This window comes from Helicobacter cinaedi PAGU611, from assembly GCF_000284635.1.
GTDB lineage: Bacteria > Campylobacterota > Campylobacteria > Campylobacterales > Helicobacteraceae > Helicobacter_C > Helicobacter_C cinaedi.
This window is the reverse complement of the sequence record NC_017761.1, coordinates 389,497-409,814: the sequence shown is the minus strand read 5'-3', so window position 1 is coordinate 409,814 and position 20,318 is coordinate 389,497. Positions and strand designations below refer to the sequence as shown.

Annotated in this window: 21 protein-coding genes; 15 read left to right on the top strand and 6 right to left on the bottom strand. The window is 39.1% G+C overall.

The annotated features are described in order from the left end of the window. The first annotated feature begins 92 nt into the window (after positions 1 to 92). The 14 genes from thrC (at position 93) to HCN_RS01960 (ending at position 13,839) form a co-directional block, all read left to right on the top strand. Entirely contained in the window at positions 93 to 1,592 is a 1,500-nt protein-coding gene (gene thrC, locus HCN_RS02020) for a threonine synthase (RefSeq protein WP_014666400.1), read from the top strand. Between the two features lie 68 nt (positions 1,593 to 1,660). Continuing rightward, entirely contained in the window at positions 1,661 to 2,155 is a 495-nt protein-coding gene (gene purE / locus HCN_RS02015; RefSeq protein ID WP_002957096.1) for a 5-(carboxyamino)imidazole ribonucleotide mutase, read from the top strand. Positions 2,156 to 2,164: 9 nt separating this feature from the next. Next, the gene (locus HCN_RS02010) at positions 2,165 to 2,650 is read left to right on the top strand and encodes a DUF3972 domain-containing protein (RefSeq protein ID WP_002957097.1); all 486 of its coding nucleotides are present in this window, start codon (positions 2,165 to 2,167) and stop codon (positions 2,648 to 2,650) included. Beyond that, positions 2,647 to 3,609: a damage-control phosphatase ARMT1 family protein gene (locus HCN_RS02005; protein WP_014666399.1), complete on the top strand. Its 963-nt coding sequence runs from the start codon at positions 2,647 to 2,649 to the stop codon at positions 3,607 to 3,609. Before HCN_RS02010 ends, HCN_RS02005 begins: the two co-directional genes overlap by 4 nt. Position 3,610: 1 nt before the next feature. Beyond that, positions 3,611 to 4,498 carry a glycine--tRNA ligase subunit alpha gene (glyQ, locus tag HCN_RS02000; RefSeq protein ID WP_002957099.1) on the top strand — a complete coding sequence of 296 codons (888 nt, stop codon included), beginning with the start codon at positions 3,611 to 3,613 and terminating at the stop codon, positions 4,496 to 4,498. Then, the gene (locus HCN_RS01995) at positions 4,498 to 6,597 is read left to right on the top strand and encodes a M99 family carboxypeptidase catalytic domain-containing protein (protein ID WP_014666398.1); all 2,100 of its coding nucleotides are present in this window, start codon (positions 4,498 to 4,500) and stop codon (positions 6,595 to 6,597) included. The genes glyQ and HCN_RS01995 overlap by 1 nt, the downstream gene beginning before the upstream one ends. Positions 6,598 to 6,614: 17 nt before the next feature. Beyond that, positions 6,615 to 7,298, top strand: a complete 684-nt coding sequence (locus tag HCN_RS01990) for a metallophosphoesterase (RefSeq protein ID WP_002957101.1) — start codon at positions 6,615 to 6,617, stop codon at positions 7,296 to 7,298. Between the two features lie 44 nt (positions 7,299 to 7,342). Beyond that, positions 7,343 to 9,412: an RNB domain-containing ribonuclease gene (locus tag HCN_RS01985; protein ID WP_014666397.1), complete on the top strand. Its 2,070-nt coding sequence runs from the start codon at positions 7,343 to 7,345 to the stop codon at positions 9,410 to 9,412. 2 nt (positions 9,413 to 9,414) lie between these two features. After that, positions 9,415 to 10,416 (top strand): DNA polymerase III subunit delta, encoded by a 1,002-nt coding sequence (gene holA, locus HCN_RS01980; RefSeq protein WP_014666396.1) that lies wholly within the window; start codon positions 9,415 to 9,417, stop codon positions 10,414 to 10,416. Between the two features lie 73 nt (positions 10,417 to 10,489). After that, positions 10,490 to 10,900 (top strand): 30S ribosomal protein S6, encoded by a 411-nt coding sequence (gene rpsF / locus HCN_RS01975; protein ID WP_002957104.1) that lies wholly within the window; start codon positions 10,490 to 10,492, stop codon positions 10,898 to 10,900. 18 nt (positions 10,901 to 10,918) lie between these two features. Then, positions 10,919 to 11,473 carry a single-stranded DNA-binding protein gene (locus HCN_RS01970; protein ID WP_002957105.1) on the top strand — a complete coding sequence of 185 codons (555 nt, stop codon included), beginning with the start codon at positions 10,919 to 10,921 and terminating at the stop codon, positions 11,471 to 11,473. A gap of 26 nt (positions 11,474 to 11,499) precedes the next feature. After that, positions 11,500 to 11,754 (top strand): 30S ribosomal protein S18, encoded by a 255-nt coding sequence (gene rpsR, locus HCN_RS01965; RefSeq protein WP_002957106.1) that lies wholly within the window; start codon positions 11,500 to 11,502, stop codon positions 11,752 to 11,754. A 239-nt stretch (positions 11,755 to 11,993) separates the two neighbouring features. Beyond that, positions 11,994 to 12,431 carry a hypothetical protein gene (locus tag HCN_RS11845; protein WP_014666395.1) on the top strand — a complete coding sequence of 146 codons (438 nt, stop codon included), beginning with the start codon at positions 11,994 to 11,996 and terminating at the stop codon, positions 12,429 to 12,431. After that, positions 12,364 to 13,839 (top strand): MMPL family transporter, encoded by a 1,476-nt coding sequence (locus HCN_RS01960; protein ID WP_232501873.1) that lies wholly within the window; start codon positions 12,364 to 12,366, stop codon positions 13,837 to 13,839. Before HCN_RS11845 ends, HCN_RS01960 begins: the two co-directional genes overlap by 68 nt. A 29-nt stretch (positions 13,840 to 13,868) precedes the next feature. Here the strand turns inward: HCN_RS01960 and rpsO are convergent, their stop codons facing one another. Further along, complete coding sequence (gene rpsO, locus HCN_RS01955; RefSeq protein WP_014666393.1) at positions 13,869 to 14,141, bottom strand: 30S ribosomal protein S15; 273 nt, start codon at positions 14,139 to 14,141, stop codon at positions 13,869 to 13,871. Positions 14,142 to 14,386: 245 nt separating this feature from the next. Here rpsO and HCN_RS01950 point away from each other — a divergent pair, with 245 nt between their 5' ends. Next, entirely contained in the window at positions 14,387 to 14,917 is a 531-nt protein-coding gene (locus HCN_RS01950; RefSeq protein WP_002957109.1) for a hypothetical protein, read from the top strand. Positions 14,918 to 15,151: 234 nt separating this feature from the next. Here HCN_RS01950 and rpoD read toward each other — a convergent pair whose 3' ends face one another. From rpoD to HCN_RS01925, 5 genes are all read right to left on the bottom strand, one after another. Continuing rightward, positions 15,152 to 17,023: an RNA polymerase sigma factor RpoD gene (rpoD, locus tag HCN_RS01945; protein WP_002957111.1), complete on the bottom strand. Its 1,872-nt coding sequence runs from the start codon at positions 17,021 to 17,023 to the stop codon at positions 15,152 to 15,154. A gap of 119 nt (positions 17,024 to 17,142) precedes the next feature. Next, positions 17,143 to 18,090 carry a thiamine pyrophosphate-dependent enzyme gene (locus HCN_RS01940; RefSeq protein ID WP_014666392.1) on the bottom strand — a complete coding sequence of 316 codons (948 nt, stop codon included), beginning with the start codon at positions 18,088 to 18,090 and terminating at the stop codon, positions 17,143 to 17,145. Positions 18,091 to 18,102: 12 nt separating this feature from the next. Next, the gene (locus tag HCN_RS01935) at positions 18,103 to 19,323 is read right to left on the bottom strand and encodes a 2-oxoacid:ferredoxin oxidoreductase subunit alpha (protein WP_002957113.1); all 1,221 of its coding nucleotides are present in this window, start codon (positions 19,321 to 19,323) and stop codon (positions 18,103 to 18,105) included. 9 nt (positions 19,324 to 19,332) lie between these two features. Continuing rightward, positions 19,333 to 19,737: a 4Fe-4S dicluster domain-containing protein gene (locus HCN_RS01930; RefSeq protein WP_002957114.1), complete on the bottom strand. Its 405-nt coding sequence runs from the start codon at positions 19,735 to 19,737 to the stop codon at positions 19,333 to 19,335. A gap of 15 nt (positions 19,738 to 19,752) precedes the next feature. Beyond that, complete coding sequence (locus HCN_RS01925) at positions 19,753 to 20,313, bottom strand: pyruvate flavodoxin oxidoreductase subunit gamma (protein WP_002957115.1); 561 nt, start codon at positions 20,311 to 20,313, stop codon at positions 19,753 to 19,755. Positions 20,314 to 20,318: the final 5 nt, after the last annotated feature.

Here is a 20,318-nt window from a genome sequence, read left to right as displayed (position 1 = left end):
AACAAAATATGCTAGAATGCGGGGATTGCTACAAGAATTTTCACAAGTAAAGATTTTTACAAAAATTATCACAACATATAAAGGATTCTACAATGAGTATGTTTATTTCTACGCGAGATGATAATAAAGATTTAGGCGTTACTTTTCAACACGCAATACTTAATCCAAATGCCCCACAAGGCGGACTTTATACATTTTTTAAACTTCCTTTGTTTAGTCAAGAAATGCTACAAAGTTTTCAAAATCTCTCATATAAACAATTATGCGAAAGGCTCTTTTCTTCTTTGAATCTCAATCTTAACCCAAATCTTTTGCAACAAGCCCTGCAAAGCTATGATAGCTTTGATAATCCTACAAATCCCGCCCCGCTCCACACTTTAAGCAAAAATCTCTTTATGCTCAATCTCTATTCTGGTCCTACACGAGCTTTTAAGGATATGGCTTTGCAACCCTTTGGTGTTTTACTCTCTTCCTTTGCCAAAACAAATAAAACCCCTTTTATGATTCTAGCTGCTACAAGTGGTGATACCGGTCCTGCGACACTGCAAAGTTTTGCGAATAAAGAATATATAAAAGTTGTATGTCTCTACCCAAGTGGCGGCACAAGTGATGTGCAAAGACTGCAAATGACAACACAAGAATCTAAAAATTGCAAGGTTATTGGCATTAAGGGGGATTTTGATGATGCTCAAAGTGCGTTAAAACATCTCCTTGCCAACAAAGATTTTATCCATAAGCTTAACAATCTTGGAATCTCGCTCTCCGCTGCTAATTCTGTGAATATAGGACGCATTGTTTTTCAAATTGTGTATCATTTTTGGGCGTATATGAGTGCGGTAAAAAATGGCAATATCACCTTTGGAGAGAAGCTATCCATTGTCGTGCCTAGTGGGAATTTTGGCAATATTTTAGGGGCATTTTTTGCTAAAAAAATGGGCTTACCCATACACAAGCTTGTGGTTGCCTCTAATGTCAATACTATTTTAAGCGATTTTATAAATACGGGTGTATATGATATTTCTTTTCGTCATCTTATCAAGTCAAAATCCCCAGCAATGGATATTCTAAAAAGCTCAAATGTAGAGCGAATGCTGTATTTTTACTTTGGGGCTAAACGCACAAAGGAGCTAATGGAGAATCTCTCAACGCAAGGCAAATATAGCCTTTTAGATTCTGAACTTGCTCTTGTGAGAGAAGATTTTAGTGCGATGAGTTGCGATGATACACAATGTCTGCAAAGTATCGCAGAATGCTTTAAAAATGGCTATGTGCTTGACCCACACACGGCTATTGGCTATTATGTAGCAAAGACATTGCAGGAAAAAGGCGTGATAGATAAAAGCATTATCCTAGCCACAGCGGAATGGAGTAAATTCGCCCCAAGTGTGAATACCGCTCTAACACAAGGGCAGATTCTAGAATCTTCCCAAAATATTTGTGATGAAGAAGCCATTAAAACAATCTGTGCCAAAGCCAACTGCACAATCTCAAAACAAATCACAGATCTTTTTAGCAAAGATGAAGTGCAAAAAGATGTGCTTGATGTGGCAAAGCTAGAATCTTGCATTATAGAGTGGCTAAAGACATTCTAAAGGCACACAAGGAATTAATACAAATATGCTAGAATCCGCACATTTTAAAAGAGCCAAAAGGAGTGAAAATGGACTTTGTTAGCGTGATTATGGGGAGCAAGAGCGATTGGAGTGTGATGAGTGAATGTATAGAAGTATTTAAAAAATTTGATGTGGCTTATGAGGTGATTATAAGCTCGGCTCATCGCTCACCGGAACGCACAAAAGAATATGTCAAAGACGCACAATCTCGTGGCGCACAAGTTTTTATCGGTGCAGCGGGAATGGCAGCACATCTAGCCGGGGCGATTGCCTCTCAAACTTGTAGGCCTGTGATTGGTGTGCCTTTAAGTGGTGGGGCAATGGACGGACTTGATGCCTTGCTTTCAACGGTGCAAATGCCTAGCTCTATGCCTGTGGCAACGGTGAGTATCGGTAAAGCTGGGGCAATTAATGCGGCGTATTTAGCTATGCAGATTCTAAGTCTTAAAAATGATGAGCTAGCGGGGAAACTCATTGAAGATCGCGTGATGAAAGCCAAAAAGGTAGAGCTAGATTCGGCAGAGATTGAAGTGAGAATCTAAGGGGGATTTATGGAAAATACGACAACTTGGCTAGAACTCCACGAGTTTATTAAGCTCTCTGGGCTTGATGAAACAAAGATTATGGACTTAATCAATGAGGGGAGTATTAAAAGCAAGGAAGAGGAAAATAAGATTTTTGTTGATGCGACTTCTGGGACTTCCGCCCTTGTGAAAAAGGTAGAATCTGGGCTAGTGTCTGCGGATATGAATGGCAAGGAGCTTGATCCTGTCTTTGTAGAAAAGACAATTTCCACTATCCTTGGGCTGCACGATAAAGTTATTTCAGCAAAAGATGAAACCATCAGTGCTTTTAAAAATGAAAACTCATTTCTAAAAGATGCGCTTATTTCTATGCAGGAAGTGTATGATGATGATAAAAAGACAATGGAGACTTTGCGTTTGGAATTAGAGCGTTCAAGGGAAGAAATTGAATTTATGAAACGCAAATATCGCTTGATGTGGGGCAAAGTCTCCAATATGACAGAGACAAAATGATAGCACAAGAGATGTGTTTTGACTGCTTACAAAGGCAGATTAAAAACTTTTCAAAAATGCTTCCAACGCATAATTTACAACCCTTGCAAGAATGCGTTGAAAAAAAACTTTCACCTCTTAAACAAAGCTATATCACACCAAATAAGCAAGATAATCTTCTCACACCCCCACAAATTGCTATTGATATTTATAAAGATTTATCCACCACGCTACAAAATGATGACCCATACGCACACATCAAGCAAGAGAGCATACAAAAAGCCTTTCATATCTGCCAAGAGCTTATCTCACGCTACCCTGCCCCAAAGCTTGAGCCAACAATACATAATGAAAAAATAGTATGGGGTGAAGATTCTATCTTTGCTCGGCTAGATTGGGCAGTTAGAATGGCTATTTTAGGCAATGTTATTGACTATGGCTCACAGCATAGCTTTAGCTTTGACAATGCAGATTTTGATTTTAAATCTTTGCACTTTGGGGCGTATGACTTAAAGCCTTTTATCTCAAAATTAGAATCTGCTAGAAGTCTTTTATATATTGCGGATAATGCGGGGGAAAATATCTTTGATACTCTACTTATTGCCACGCTTAAAGCTATTTATCCACATCTTAGCATAAGCTATGCGGTGCGTGGCAGGGCGATTATTAATGATTTGACATTGCAGGATATGCTTCACCCATTAGCACAGCCTTTGGCAGAATCTTGTGAAGTTTTAAGCTCAGGTGTGAGAAGTCCGGGCTTTGTGTATGCTGATGCGAATACTCAAACGCAAAGCCTTTATGATTCTGCGGATATGATTCTAGCCAAAGGTATGGGGAATTTTGAATGTTTAGAATCTTATAAAGATGAACGACTTTTTTTGCTTTTTAAGATTAAATGCGATGTTGTGGCAAAGTTTTGCAACAAAGCCAAAGGCACGATGATGTTTTTACACAATACACATTATATAAAGGAGTGATATGCTTAGTTTTTCAGATATTTTATTACAATTGCAGGAGTTTTGGAAAAATCAAGGTTGCCTTATCGTGCAGCCCTATGATATTCCCGCAGGAGCGGGGACATTCCACCCTGCGACTTTATTAAGAAGCCTAGATTCAAAGCCGTGGAGTGTAGCCTATGTCGCCCCATCTCGCCGCCCCACAGATGGACGCTATGGGGAAAATCCAAACCGCCTAGGGAGCTACTATCAATTCCAGGTGCTTATAAAGCCTAGCCCCGATAATATACAAGAGCTGTATTTGCGTAGTCTTGAATCTTTGGGACTAGATATAAAGGCTCACGATGTGCGTTTTGTAGAAGATAATTGGGAATCCCCAACACTTGGAGCGTGGGGGCTAGGCTGGGAAGTATGGCTAGATGGTATGGAAGTAACGCAATTTACATATTTTCAGCAAGTAGGCGGTATCCCCTGTCGCCCTGTGGCAGTAGAAATCACCTATGGTGTGGAAAGACTAGCAATGTATATTCAAGGCAAGGAAAATATTTTTGACATTGTGTGGAATACTAATCCGCCAATGCTCTATGCCGATGTGCATTTGCAAGGGGAATATGAGTTTTCAAAATATCACTTTGAAGTGGCAGATACACAAATGCTTTGTAGCATTTTTAATCAATACGCTAATGAAGTCAAAAACTGCTTGGAGCAGAAAATCCCCCTTGTTGCTTATGACTACACAATGCTTGCAAGCCATTGCTTTAATGTCCTTGATGCCAGAAAAGCCATTTCGGTAGCTCAAAGGCAAAACTACATTTTGCAAATTAGAGATTTAGCCAAATCCTGTGCCTTACTCTATAAAGAAATGGAGAGTGAAAGGGAGCATAGAATCACAAAGGCAAAAGGGCTATAATGCGTTTTATCCTTACTTTTTTTCTTACTTTTAGCACCTTTACACATCTGCTTTATGCGGAGAATCTCGTGCGGGATTTTGAGCTTTACAAGCTTAATTATGGCGATAAAAACGCACCGACTTTATTGCTTATGGGCGGGATTCACGGCGATGAACCCGGGGCGTATTATTCCACAGATTTATTTTTGCGACATTATAAGATAACAAAGGGGAGCGTGTGGGTTGTGCCTGTGGTGAATCCGCACGGAATGTTTGCCAATATGCGTGGCGTGTATGGCGATATGAATCGCAAGTTTGCTGCTTTGAGCCACAATGACCCAGATTATGAGAGTATCCAAAAAATTAAAAAGCTCCTTGCCAACCCGGAAATTGACATCTCTATGCACTTGCACGATGGGAGTGGATATTGGCGTCCAAAGTATGAAAGCAATCTTTTAAATCCACATAAATGGGGCAACTGCTCGGTTGTGGATCAAATACGCATTGATGGAAAATATGGGGAATTAGAATCCTTTGTGGCTCAAATGGTGGCTGATATTAATCTGCGGATTTTAAATCCCATTCATCGCTTCCACGTGCATAATACCCAAACAAAAGCCAAAAATGATGTTGGGCAACTCAAAGCTCTCACTTTCTTTTCACTCTCTTTAAATAAACCCGCCCTTACAAATGAGACAAGCAAAGAGCTTGATGTGCCAACGCGTGTGTTTTATCATCTTTTAGCTATTGAATCTCTGCTAGGACAGCTAGGTATTACTTTTGAGCGGGATTTTGAGCTGAATGTCGCTACGATTAAAACGCTTCTTAACACAACAGATTTATACGCAAAGATTGAAGATTCTATCTTTTTGCCCCTAGATTCCTTGCGGACTAACCTTGCCTATTTTCCACTGCCAAAGCAAAACAGCCCAAAACAGCTAAAGATTGAAAGCCCAAGCTATCTGATTGGTATAGTTCCGGGCAAAAATGGCAAGCTCAATTTACACTATGGCTCACGCAAACTTAGCACACTTTCCCCACAATGGTATGAGTTTGAACATTCACTTGAAAATGTCAATATCAAGGTTGATGGAGAGCTACAATCCGCACCAATAGGCTCAATAGTCTATGCTAAGCAAAGCGTTGAGTTTGAGCCTTTAGCCAATCATAGAGTAAATGTTATCGGTTTTGTCTTGCCTAATGATAATAATCCCCTGCCTAATGAAAGCGGTGTAACAATCTACAAAAAAGACTTTAAGCCCCAATATAGCCTTGATACTAATGCTTTACATTTTCGTGCGGAGTTTTACCGCGATAATGCCTTTAGCGGTATGATTATCATCTCTTTTGCCAAGCCTAGAGAGAAAAGAGTTTCAACCTTTCGGCAAGTGCATTACACGCCAGCTCCGCATTCTAAAACTGCCAAAGCCACGCAAACAGCAAAAATTGCAGATTCAAAACAAACCCAAGCAAAGACAATAGATTTAAAAACAACAGATTCACAAGCGACTTTAAAACCCAAGCCAAAAATAATAGAATCTGAATCTACAAACACAGCCCCCGCAATACTTGCTGTCAAATCAAATCTCGGGCTAAATTTAAGAGCAAAGCCTAGCACAGATTCTACTATCATCGCCAAATTGCCAAAATATACACAGGTAAAAGTTTTACAACAAGTAGGCAAATGGAGCAAAGTTTCAGTAGATTCTATTCCACAAACAAAATCCACGCAAACATTGCAAGGCTATGTGATAAGCCAAGCTCTAAGCAACACGCTTTTGCCCCCACAAGAGCAAAGCCAAGCCCAAAACACAGAATCTACACCGCAAAAAACCACAAAAACGCCCCAAAGCACAGAGCAAGATTCTAAATTAGAGCAAAAAAAGACAGAATCTTATGCCAAAGTCATCGTTAATACCGCTATGGTAAGGGCAAAGCCTAGCACAGATTCTATCATCATCGCTAAAGCACCAAAGGGACGAAAAATGCAGATTCTATCCTTTGAAAAGGGCGAGAACAATGCACAGTGGGCGAAAATTTATTACATCTTTGAATCTCAAAGTGGCAAAAGAGAGATACAAGGCTATGTAGCAAAGCGACTTTTAGAGCCAATCCCATAAATTATAAGGATAAGGGTATGGATTTTATCATTAATGAAAATACTTTTCTTATCTCCGATAGCCACTTTGGACATAAAGCAGTATTGCAAAGAGAGCCTTCACGCCTAAAAAGTGCTAGGACAAATGGCTATGATGATTTTTATGCGTTTCATAAAGATTTATGGAATAAGGCAGTGGGGAAAAAAGATAGAATCTTACATTTGGGGGATTTGTATTATCCGGGTGGGTTTCACTACCTAAAAGAACTGCGGGGTAAAAAACAGCTCCTTGTCGGCAATAATGATGTTACGCGTTTTACCAAGCTTAAAGCACTGAAAAGCTGGCAGGTGCAAAGGGGCTTAAATTTGCAGATTCCAAATGCTAAGGCGATACGCAAAAAACTCTATGAAAAATACGGCAAGATGATGATAAAAGATGATGTGTATCTCAATGCTATTATTGCTGATTGTGGTGGGGAGCGGATTATGTTTTCGCATTTTCCGGTATTTCACCGCAAGGCACACGATAGATTTGCTAAGAGTAGAGAAAGCCTAGATACGCTTTTTGCCCTAGCAGATTGTAGCTTAAATATCCACGGACATATCCATTCACGCGATACAAATTATTCCTTTTGCTTTAATGTCAGCTGTGAGCGTTTGGGCTTTGAGCCAAAGACTTTGGGCGAGATTCTAAGATTATGGCGAGAAAAAAATAGAATCTAGAGGATAGAATCTAATGGGAAAAATAAGACTCAAAGGATAAAAGAATGATTTATTTTTACGCACTTATCGCCAATGGCACAAAGCAGATTCCAAGATCATTCCATAATGCCTTTGTAAAACTCCAAGAATACGATGTCCTTGAAACACAAGGGAATATCCATAAGCTTAAAAGTGATTTTATCATCGGCAGTGTGGATATTTCACAAAGTGGCAAGGTTTTTTTAAAAAGTTTTAGAGATACAGATTCTGCGGATTTTGTGCTTGAAAAAGGTAAATTTTATAAACTCAAAAAGGGCGATATTATCTTAGCTAAAAGGGGTAAAGCAAAAAGCAAAGGACAAAAAGGCAAAACAAAACAAAAAGCAAATCTTATCACACTTTTATACGCCATAAAGCCCTACGCCATTGCCGTGCTTGTGATGAAAAAGGGGTGCATTCTTGCCCTAGAGTTAGAATCTAGGGGCAAAAGGGGGCGTTACCTTGAGCTAAAACTCTCACAAAAATCACTCAAAGCCCTGCCAAAGCATTGTGTGGTAAAAGTGGAAGTGGCAAGTGGCAATATAGTTGAAGTTTTTGGGGTGCTAGAAGATGCAAATATTGATGAAAAAATAGCCCTAAGCACTTATAATCGTGCCTATGATTTTAGCCCTAGCTCTAATGAATTTGCTTTGTCTTTTGGTAATGAAGTGGATAAGGCTATGTATCCTAATCGTGCGGATTTAAGCCATTTGCCCTTTTGCGTGATAGATCCCATTGATGCAAAAGACCACGATGATGCGATTTATTTTGATGTAAAATCACGCACACTCTATGTGGCAATAGCCGATGTCAGCGAGTATGTAAGCTTTAATAGTGAGCTTGATAGAGAGGCTAAAAAAAGGGGCTTTAGTCTGTATTTTCCACACAAAGTCCTGCCTATGCTGCCTTTTGCCCTAAGCAGTGGAATCTGCTCTTTAAAGCAGAATGAACTGCGTTTAGCAATGGTGTGGGAGATAAGCTTAAACACAAAAGCAGAAGTGAAAAAAAGTAGGCTTTTTGAAGCCCTTATACAATCACACGCCAATGTCAGCTATGAAGAAATAGAATCTTTTTTACAAAATAAGTCCGTTAAATCCACGCAACTGCCCGATTCTGTTACGCAATGGCTCAAAGCCTATGTGCCATTTGTGAAAAAATGTAGAAAAAACCGCTTAAATGTGGGCTTTGATTTTAAAAATGAAGAGATAAAATTAAAGTTTAATAAATCTATGGAAATTTCCTCGTGGCAGAAAAACACTCAAAGTTTAGCCCATAGCATTATTGAAGAATCTATGCTTTTAGCTAATGTGGAGAGTGCAAAAATGCTAGATTCAGGTATTTTTAGAATCCACCCTCCGCCAAAGCTAGAGCGAATAGATGAGCTAAGATGGGATTTAGAATCTATGGGCTATGAAGTGTCAAGGACACAAGATATACACACGCTGATTACGCAGATTCAAGCTCAAGCTGATGAAAACGATAACGCCAAAATATCTCAAAATGACAATCAAAGAGCAATAGTAGATGGGCTTATGATTAAATCTCTAAGCAAAGCGACTTATAGCTCAAAGCCTTTGGCACATTTTGGCTTAGGATTTGAATCTTACACGCATTTCACTTCACCTATCCGCCGATATAGTGATCTTATTGTGCATAGAATCTTAAAAGCGATTTTACATAAGGATAAAAATTTGCCATTTTTGCTTGAATCTTGCAATGCCACCACCCACGAACTCAACCTAAAAGAAAAGCAAATAGCCCAGATTGAATCGTATTTTTATCATCTTAAAATGTTGCGGTATGCTAAAAGGCTGCTAGATAAAGGGCTTAGATGTGAGATTCTAGTCAGCAGAGATGAAGGGGAAGGTGTGGCTCTTAATGTCATTCCGCAAGTGAAAATCACACTTGATAGGTTTATGCCGCGTTTTAGCGTGGTGGAAGTGGAGATTATGGAGGTGGATTTGCTCACTATGAGTGTTTATGCAAAGGTGCTAGATTCACAAGCACAAGATTCTATGTTGCAGGATTTAGCACAAAAAACCACGCAAAAACGCACTAAAAATCACACAAATGCCACAAAGAAAAAAAAAGGATAAAAATGAATAAAGCCCAGCTTGATACATTGCTCAAAGAAAATCCGCCTCGTGCGAGTTTGCTGTATGGAGATAGCTTTATGGTGGGCTATTATGGTAAGAAAATTGCCCAAAGCTTAAAGAGTGAAGAAAAAACCACCTTTTATTTTGATGAATACAATAATATCAGCATCAATACCCTGCTTTCACAAGGCTCACTTTTTGGCACAAGCTCCCTTGTGGTGCTAAAGATTAATCACAGACTTAGCAAAGCAGATATTGAACTCTTTTTACACTCTTTGAGTGCTAATACACATAATGCCTTGATTATAGAATATTATCAAGCACAAAATAAGTCTAGTGGCGATTATATGCGTGATTGCAAGGGTATTGTGGGGTATTTTCATCACCCTAAAATGCCAAAAAATAGCGTTGTTGAAGTGCGATTTTTTGAGCCAAATATGAGAGAATGTATAGGCTTTTTACAGGAAAGAAGCAAGGAGCTTGGGCTAAAGATTGAAGATAGAATCTTAACTCAAATTCTAAATATACAAAATAATGATATTGCCCTAAGCCTAAATGAGCTAGAGAAATTTAGCATTTATGCGGGAAAAAGCATTGATATGAGTGAAGTTAATCTATTATGCGATGGTGTGGGGAGCTTTAGCATAGAAGAGCTGTGCTGTGCGGTTATGGATAAAAAGCCCTTTATTCATATATTGCAAAATATTTATGAAGAGGGTGTGAATGAAATAATGATGATTGGGGAGATTCAGCGATTTTTTTATCAACTTTTTTTATTTTTTGCTTACGCGAAAAGCTATGGGAGTATCAATGCAAGGGAGATTCTAGGCTATAATCCCCCAAACCACATTATTGAGCGTTTATCACGCTACTGCATACGCTTTAAGGAAGCAGAATATATTCATATTTTTGAGTTACTTTCACTCTGGCGATATGAAGTCAGCAAGGGCAAATCTAAGCAATCTATGGGTGCTTTAATCAAAATTCAAGAATTGATACGCTAGAATCCGCCCCCTATGCCTTGCTCTTTTGGCTCATTTAGGCTACAAAAGGGCGGTTACACCAAAAGGAGACATAATGAAATTCTACGAGACGATGTTTATTCTCAAACCGACACTTGTTGAAGAAGAAATCAAGGCAAGAATTGATTTTTTCAAAGAAGTTATTACAAAAAATGGTGGCGAGATTGAAACCTGCCTTGATATGGGTATGCGGAATCTTGCTTATGAAATCAAAAAAAATAAACGCGGATATTATTTTGTTATCTACTTCAAAGCAGAGCCTAGCTTGATTTTGGAGCTTGAGCGAAATTACCGCATTAATGAAGAAATTTTGCGATTTATTGTGATTAAGTATGAGAGCAAAAAAGAGCAAAATGCGTGGCAATCGCTTGTCAATAAGGCAAATAATAAGCCTGAAGCAAAAGCTACAAAGCCAAAAAAAGAGGAAACCCCAAAGGCAGACACACAAGAATCTCCACAAGCCTAACACACAAAAGGACGCTAGATGTATAACAAGGTAATTATGATGGGAAATCTCACACGAGATGTAGAGCTACGATACTTGCCTAGCGGAAGTGCTCTAGCGACTATTGGATTGGCAAGCAATAGGAGATATAAAAAGCAAGATGGTTCGCAAGGCGAAGAAGTATGCTTTGTTGATGTGAAGCTTTTTGGGCGAAGTGCGGAAGTGGCAAATCAATACCTAAGAAAGGGGAGTAAGATTCTCATTGAAGGGCGATTAAGCTTTGAATCTTGGACCGATCAAAGTGGAGCTAAAAAAAGCAAACACACCATCACAGCTGAAAGTATGCAAATGCTAGATTCTAAATCTATGGGCGAAAGTGGTGCGTATAGCGAGAATGGAGGGGGATATAATAATGCCTACTCCGCAAATCCTGCAAACACCACAAACAATGGTGGATATAATAATCCAAATGCAGGATACAATCCTCAAGGCTATAATCAGCCACAAACTTATGGCGGTGGGAGAGAAGCAGCGGGAGGCTATTCTCAAAATATCCCTGAAATCAATATTGATGATGAAGACCTCCCATTCTAAGCATAATTTTTGGTAAGGAGACTCAAATGGAAAAGAAAAAATACTCAAAACGATACTGCCGATACACTGAAACTAAGCTTGAGTTTATTGACTACAAAGATGTGGAAATGCTGAAGCATTCACTTTCAGAGCGATATAAGATTATGCCAAGACGCTTGACAGGCAACACAAAGAGATGGCAAGAACGTGTGGAAGTAGCTATCAAACGGGCAAGACATATGGCACTTATTCCATATATTGTAGATAGAAAAAAGGTGGTTGAAAATCCTTTTAAAATCTAATTTGCCGATGTGAAAGGGCTTTGAATCTTTCACATAGCTGCTTTTGCAGCATAATCTCTTCATTTTTCTCGCATAACTTTAGCCTTCTCTTATAGCAAAGGTTTTATAATACTTACTTTGCATTCTCTTAGATTCCAAGGCTTAACAATGAACAAATCTGTCTCACTACACTTAGTACTTTTTGTCTGTATTTTTGGCATTTTTTATGGATTGTAGATTCTTCTAGGATAAGTCAAGAGGTGCTTGATTTATTCCCAGATAATGATAACAGAGCCTTGATTGAAGCCCACAGACATTTTGCAAACTCAAAATATGTCCCCTTAGCTTTGCGTGGATTTGATGAATCTTCAAAAAAGCGATTTGAGACACTTCTTTCACAGGTTGAAAAAATTCCCAATGTCGCTTCCATCTCGCAATTCCGCTCCTCACAGCAGCAACAACTCTATGACTTTTTAACCAACCCTAGCTCATATCTCCTTACCCCAGATTCAAACTCACAGGCAGACTTAGATTTTACTCAAATTTTTACCCCTATATTGCAAACGCTCCAAACTTCGCAAACGCCACAAATTTTACAAGATTCACGCTCACCCCTTATTGCCAAAGATTATGGATTTTACGCCCTTGTGGAATTGCGTAGCCTTGAGGATACAGAGCTTCAAAGAGTTAGAATCTAGCTATACGGATATGCGATATTTTTCCGCTGATTTTATGCGAGTGGAGAATCTAGGCTTGATTTTACAAGAAGTCAAATTTCTTTTAGGCTTTGCATCGCTTGTATTTATTGTGCTGTATTTTGTGATTCTCCGCATACCGCTTTTGACTTTTCACACCATTTGCACACTTATTCTTGCTAATATCATTGCCATTTTGCTCGTGCTGTGCGTGTATCCAAAGGTTACGATTATGGCATTAAGCTTTGGTATGGGGATTTCAAATATTGCCATTGACTATATGATGCACCATCACTTTTTTGGGCTTTATGCACGGAAAAAAGCAATATTTAATCGTGCCGTGTTTTATGGCTACATTACCACAATACTAGGCTTTGGGGCGTGTTTGTTTATCCCTTTTCCGCTTTTAGCTCAACTTGCCCTATACGCGATGATTTCTTTAAGTATTGCTTATATGAGTTTTGCTTTTATCTATCCGCATTTGGGCTTAAATCCCCCTAGGCTTTTTTCTTTTATCAATCATTTAAGAAAGCCTTACATACCCTCTTTTGTGTTTTTGCTCCTAGCCTTTCTTGGCTTTATTTACGCCGCTTGGCATACAAGGCTTGATTTTGATCTCTCTAAGCTTGACTATCACAACACGCAAATGCTTGAACAAAGGGCATTTTTTGAAAGACTTCACAACGATACACCACAAGTTTTGCTACAAGCTAGAGAGCCTCAAGGGCTTATGCTCTTTGTGCGAGGACTTCTTAGCGAAGGGCTAAATATAACTTTTAATAAAAAGCAGGGAGAAACGCAAGAAAAGCATTTTTATCTTTTGGTAAATATGACACAAGAGCAGATAAAGCACGCCACTTCGCTCCTTGAAGCATTAAAAACAAATTCAAACAGCAACCTTAAGCTATGGAATGCAGCAGAGCAAAAGCAGATTCTAGAATCTGATCTTATGCTTGAAACATGCTCTTTACAAAGCATTATGGATAATCTTGCAGATTCTATTTATAAGCCTATGATGTTTGTTTTGAGCCTTGCTCTAGGGCTTATGCTTCTCTCTCTGTCCCTTAGTTTAAGAAAAGATTTTTTTCACGCAGTGGGATTTGTGCTTTTTCCTTTGAGTGTGGCACTTTGTGTTGTTGCGAGTCATAGTGAATTTAATATGATGCACCTTTTTGCGTTGCTTATCCTTGTGGTAGTAAGTGTAGATTATGGAATCTATGCGATAAAAGAGGGAGAAAATCCACGCACAAACCACGCTATTGTCTTTTCAGCCTTAACTACCGGGGCGAGTTTTGGGATTCTAATCCTATCACAAACCAAGGCACTTAATTCCTTTGGAGAAGTGATTTTTGGCGGTATGTGTTGTATGTTAATTCTGCTTGTGTTTGGAAGATTTGGAGAAAGATTCTAGTCTAAAATCAAGGCTAGAATCTTAAAATGCTACCTATCTTTGAGTTTTAGCTCACCAATGAGTTTGACATAGCGATTATATTGTGTTTTCTTAAGGTAGGCTAGAAGTGATTTTCTCTGTCCTACAAGCTTCAAAAGCCCCAAGCGACTTGAATGATCCTTTGGGTTTGCTTTTAAATGCTCTGTCAAATCCGCAATTCTCTGTGAAAGCAGTGCGATTTGCACCTCACTTGAGCCTGTATCCTTACCATCTCTTGCAAATTTTGCAATGATTTCCTTTTTTTTCGCCGTATCTAAAGCCATAATGACCTCCTTGATTGGTATAAAATAAAGGGTGGATTGTATCGTAATAAACTAAATATCAGTTAAAAGCAACCCCAAATCAACCTCCATTTTAAAATCATACTTTTTTATTATTTTGTAAAATTTTTACTTTTTTTTCAATTTGTATATCAAAATTTTCAACTTATCCCGTATTTTAATCTAAAATACGGGGGGGGGGGGGGGGAAAATCGCAATCTCAAAAAATACTTTTTGGAGGTTTGATTATGAATATTTTTAGGTGGCACATATGGATGTTTTTAGTCTTTTTGGGGGTTACTTCTGCTTCAGATTCTGTAGAATCTCTTCAAGCAAACACCAAAAAAGAACAATCAAAGCACGAAATAGAAATAAAACATCGCTACTTTGTGGGTGCAAGCTTAGGATATGGTATGAGTTCAATAACAAGCAGCGGTGTAACCCTTTTTACAGATAGTGGTAATGGATTGAATTATGGGTTTTATATAGGACAAGAAACACAAATGCCTGAAAGCGATTTTTCAGCTCGTTACTATACAAGTTTGGATTACATCTTAGTAAATTATCCCGGTCAGTGGGACATTAGCACATTTAAAATAGGTTTTAATTTTGATGTACTTTACAACATTAAGCATTATCTTGATGTATTTGGTGGATTAGGCGTTGGCTTTAATTTTTTTGGTGGCAATACGATTAACAACTATCGTGATGTATATATTAACCACAAAATAGGCTATAAACCTATGGGCAAATCTAGGAATAAGGAAATTATTTGCTAACAGGCATAGTTTAGAGTTTTTTACACGAGTGGCAATTCTACCTAGCACCATTTTTGACACAACAGCAACCAATATCTACACAGGTGCCACTGGGCGATTTGAGTTAAAAGATAGAACACACACCATTAATATACGCTATATCTTTCTATTTTAGTGTGTATGATAGCTGTCCATTAACCCAACTAAATACTCAATTTCATTGAGAGTAGTAATACCCTCAATGAAAACAACTACCTACTCTTCAATATAATTCTTTAATTTTCTGCCTACTTTTGGGTGTTTGAGCTTTTTAATCGCACTAGATTCTATTTGTCGCACACGCTCACGGGTAACATTTAGCTCCTTGCCAATCTCTTCTAGTGTGCGATCGCTCTCATCATCAAGCAATCCAAAACGCATACGGATAACCGCCTTTTCCCTATCATTAAGCTGTTCTAGCACATCATCAATTTGCACCTTCAAATCCTCTTTAAGGATATAGTCCATAGGACCAACAGAGCTTTTATCCTCTACAAAATCCCCAAACTTCCCATCATCATCGCTCCCAATAGGTGCATCAAGGCTTACTGGCTCTTTTGTAATCTTAATCACATTTTTGACTTTATCAATAGGCAATCCCACTTCTTTAGCAATATACTCAATATCTGGCTCTTTACCCGTTTCCTGTATATGCTTACGCATAATCTTGTGGATTCTATTAATCGTTTCTATCATATGGATAGGGATTCTAATTGTGCGTGCTTGATCGGCTATGGCACGAGAGATAGCTTGGCGAATCCACCAAGTCGCATAAGTAGAAAACTTAAAGCCCTTTTTATACTCAAACTTATCCACAGCTTTCATAAGCCCAATATTCCCCTCTTGAATCAAGTCCAAAAAAGGCAACCCACGATTTGTATAACGCTTGGCAATACTCACAACAAGGCGGAGATTTGACTTTGCCATTTTTGCCTTTGCTTTATCAGAAATGGACTTTCCACGTTTGATTTGCTCTAAAATCTCTTTTAACTTTTCTGGCTCTAGGTTAAAGCCCCCCTCACTTGCCTCTTTTGTTTGAAAAAGCTTCTTAAGCTCCATATACACACTAACCATAGTCGTCTCTGGCACCATTGAGGCAATCTCATCGCGACTCATCGCGGTAATATTAGCAAGAATCTTTTGATGATTTTCCACAAGCGTGTCATTAAATAATGGCAGTTTATATTCCAAACGCTTTAATTCACGCTCAAAGCCATCGCCACTTTTTAAGCTATTCTCCATAGCTCTTACAAGCTCATTAATAAGCTTACTTGTAGGTCCCAAATCCAAAAGCTTCATTTTCAAAATATGCTTTTTGTGGGAGAGCAACAAAATATGCCCTAATTCATCTTCACTTTCACTAATGGGCGTCTCGAGCACTTTGAGCCAATCCTTCTTAGCCTTATCAAGTACTTTAAAACTCTCCATTACCTTTTCAATTCTCTTTTGATCTTTTTTGGAATTTGCCTTGCGTGAGTTCTCCTCCTCTTCAACAGCATCAAACTCCTCTTCCTCCTCTTCGCCCTCTTCTTCCTCATCATCAAAGCTTTTAAACAGCTCTTTTACGCGTCTCTCTCTATTAATCAACGCATCTTTATAGTCATAAATAAAATCAATCAAATACGGCACAGAGCAAATCGCATCAAGTATGGTATTCTCACCTAGCTCTATATTCTTACTTAGGCTTACTTCCTCTTCTTTTGTTAATAATGGAATCTGTCCCATCTCCCGCAGATACATTCTTACAGGGCTATCACTTCTACTCCACTCTAACAGCTCCTTGTCTTTCATAAAATCAAATTCATCTTCAAGCTCTTCATTGAGTAGCTTTTTTCTATCAGCTTGGCGTTGAATCTGCTCTTTGGTATTCAGCATTTTTGCTACTTCAGATGAGCTTAAAAGCTGTTTTTTATACTTTTTACTTAAATCTTTTATTTTTTTGACTTGTGCTGTTGTTGGGGCTTTGAGCATAATCTGTGCGATTTTCTCATAAGTGATATAATCGCTATCCTCTTCTTTAAAAAGATTTTCTAGTTCTGCATTAACTTCTTTTGATTTTTTGCCTATTTTTTCGGATTTTTCTGACATTTATTGTATCCTTAGCAGTGAAATAGTGGAAAATAAAATCGGCAATTGTATTTAAAATTGCATAAATCTTTGATTAAGACTTTTAATTCTCCCCAATCCTAAAGATTAGGGATTGGGGATTATTTGGGGTTGATTTCTTCGCGTCTTTGGAGATATTCCCAACGCGCTTCTACATCTTTTTGGAATTGTGTAATGATATGCTCATTTTCAGGCTTGAAAAGATGTTTGAATCGCCCTTGTGCACCAAGATAATCACGCACAGGAATCACATTTCTTGGGCGATATGTAATGTGAAGCTCCACACCATTAATAATCTCAAACAATGGGAACACGAGAGAATCCACAGCCAAATCACTCACTTCAACCGTCTTGTTAGATTCAAATCGCCACTCTGTGGTGCAGGCACTCATTGCATTAATAAAAGTAGGACCCTCTGTGTCAATGGCTCGTTTAATTTTTTTATTCATATCTTTCCACTTATTGGGTGCGACTTGAGCGACATACGGAGAGCCGTGAGCTGCCATAATAAAAAGCAGGTCTTTTTTCTTTTCTTTCTTACCATAGCTTGAGCTTCCAGCAGGGGTTGTTGAAGTGCTTGAACCAAGCGGAGTAGAGCCACTTCTCTGCCCACCGGTATTCGCATAAACTTCATTATCAAGGCAGATATAAGTCATATCGTGCCCTCTTTCAAAGCAACCGCTAATCCATTGAAACCCAATATCATAAGTCGCCCCATCACCACCAAAAGCTACAAATTTTGGCTTTTCTCCAGTATATCGCCCCTTGCGTGCCAAAGCCTTATACATCGCTTCAGCTCCAGCCACTGCCGTAGAACCATTCTCAAAACCTATGTGAATCCACGGCACATCCCAGCTTGTATGTGGATATACCGCACTTGACACTTCCAAGCACCCTGTTGAGTTTCCTAAAATAATAGGTCCATCAACCGCACTTAGCACCTCACGCACAATCATTCCGTGTGCACAGCCCGGACAAAGTAAATGTGCGCCTTCAAATTTTTTTGATGATTTTTGAAATTCTTTTAGATTCTTGACTTCTTTTACCATTGCATTCTCCTTTTAAAAAAAGCTCATCTTAGGTCCGCGTAAGCCCAGCATTTGCTGAAGTGGGTGGGTAAGCTTACCAGCCTTTGCATTTGCATCAAGTTCAGCAAAAATACCCTCTAAATGTGCTTGTGTCAAATCGCGTCCGCCAAGCCCATAGATATAGTTTGACATTATAGGGTGTGCCCCAGCTGAAAGAGCTGCTGCTGAAAATTCATTAAATAACATTCCAAGCGCTCCAGCAGGCAAACTTCTATCCAAACACGCCATCGCTTTAAGATTCTTCATCGCTTCGCCAACTTCTTTAAATGGAAAGGGACGCAAAGAGCGGATAGATAGCACACCAGCTTTTATGCCCTTTTGCTCACGCACCTCTTTTGCTGCCACACGCGCAGATTCTACACTTGTGCCAAGTGCGACAATCGCCACCTCCGCATCTTCTAAGTCATAGCTTTCAACAAGGCTATACTTACGCCCACTTAGCTTTTCAAATGCTTCAAACACTTCATTAATCACAATATGTGAATCCATAATGCCCTTATGTAGCTGTGCCTTATGCTCAAAATGCCAATCTTCTTCAGTTTGTGCGCCATAGGTAATAGGATTAGAAAAATTCAGCATAGGATTATGTGAGATGTACTCACCAATAAACTTATATGCCACCTCATCGCTAAAAGGTCGCACAGATTGTGCTGTATGAGAGCAAATAAAGCCATCTTGATTTACAATTACCGGCACTCTCACACGCATATCTTCAGCAATTTTAAACGCCATAAGGTTGAAGTCATACGCCTCTTGGGGATTGTATGTGCAGAGATTTATCCAGCCTGTATCGCGGCTAAGATACATATCAGAATGATCGCCATTAACATTAAGTGGTGCGGCTAAGGCACGATTGACAAGATTTAGCACGATAGGCAAACGCATACCAGACGCTTGATACAACACCTCAACCATCAAAGCAAAGCCTTGAGAGCTAGTCGCTGTGGCTACACGCCCACCAGCAGCTGCAGCCCCCACACACGCACTCATCGCCGCGTGTTCAGATTCTACCATTACAAACTCACCATCAATGTAGCCATTACTCACAAAACTCCCATAATTTTGCACGATAGGCGTTGAAGGCGTGATAGGATAGGCTGCCACGACATCAATTTGAGCTTGACGCAACGCTTGGGAAGCAGCCATATTCCCATCCCATACTTCAATATCTCTTACTTCCATTACTTTTGCCATATTCTCCTCCTATGCTTCTGTCTTTTTAGGTTGCTTTTGGGGCCACTCTCTTAATGCCTCATCATTATCCTTGTGATCATTAAACATAAGCAAAGACTTAGGATTTGTAGGACATACATCTACACAAACACCACAACCCTTGCAATGCACATAATCCACCCCAGCTAACTTATCATTACTTGTCAAAATAGCCGCATCAGGGCAAAATACCCAGCAATTAAAGCAGTTAATGCAAATCTCGCTATTATGCACAGGCTTTTCCACACGCCAATGTGCCACACTATCAGTAAATGAGCTATCGCCACTATAAGTTCTCTCGCATTTATAAAGCTCCATCGCCCCATCTACACCCTTTTTAAAAGGAAAAAGCACGGAGCCTATTTCAAATTGATCCCAATCTTTTAACTTTTCCATAAAATCTCCTTTATGTTATTTGACTTCCTCATAAGCTCGTCTAATCGCCACCTTATTCGCATCAATCACCTTTTGGGGAAGCTTCTTGCCAAGCACTTTTGAAAAAGATTCTAAAAAATAATCAATCTCAAGCATACCTGAAACTTTCATCAATGCCCCAAGCATAGGTGCATTTGGCACGGATTTACCAATGGCATCAATAGAGATTTGAATACAATCAAGTGTGTAAAGCTTCTTTGTCGCAAGTTCTGGCTTTTTCTCTATAAGCTCTTCCTTGCTTAAACGCGTAGTGATGATGTATTTTGTAGAAGGCTTATCATACAAGCAAATATTTGTGATAAACACCAAGCCCGGGTCAATCACCAAAATATAATCCGGATTCATAAATTTCTCGTGATTTAAAATCGGTTCAGAATCTATCCTATTATACGCCGTCATTGATGCACCGCGTTTGGCTGAACCATAAAACGCAAATGCCTGCACTTCTTTGCCTGTCCCTGCGATTACATCGGCTAGACCCTTCGCACCTGTTACAGCACCTTGCCCAGCACGAGAATGCCATCTAATTTCAAGCATCTTTA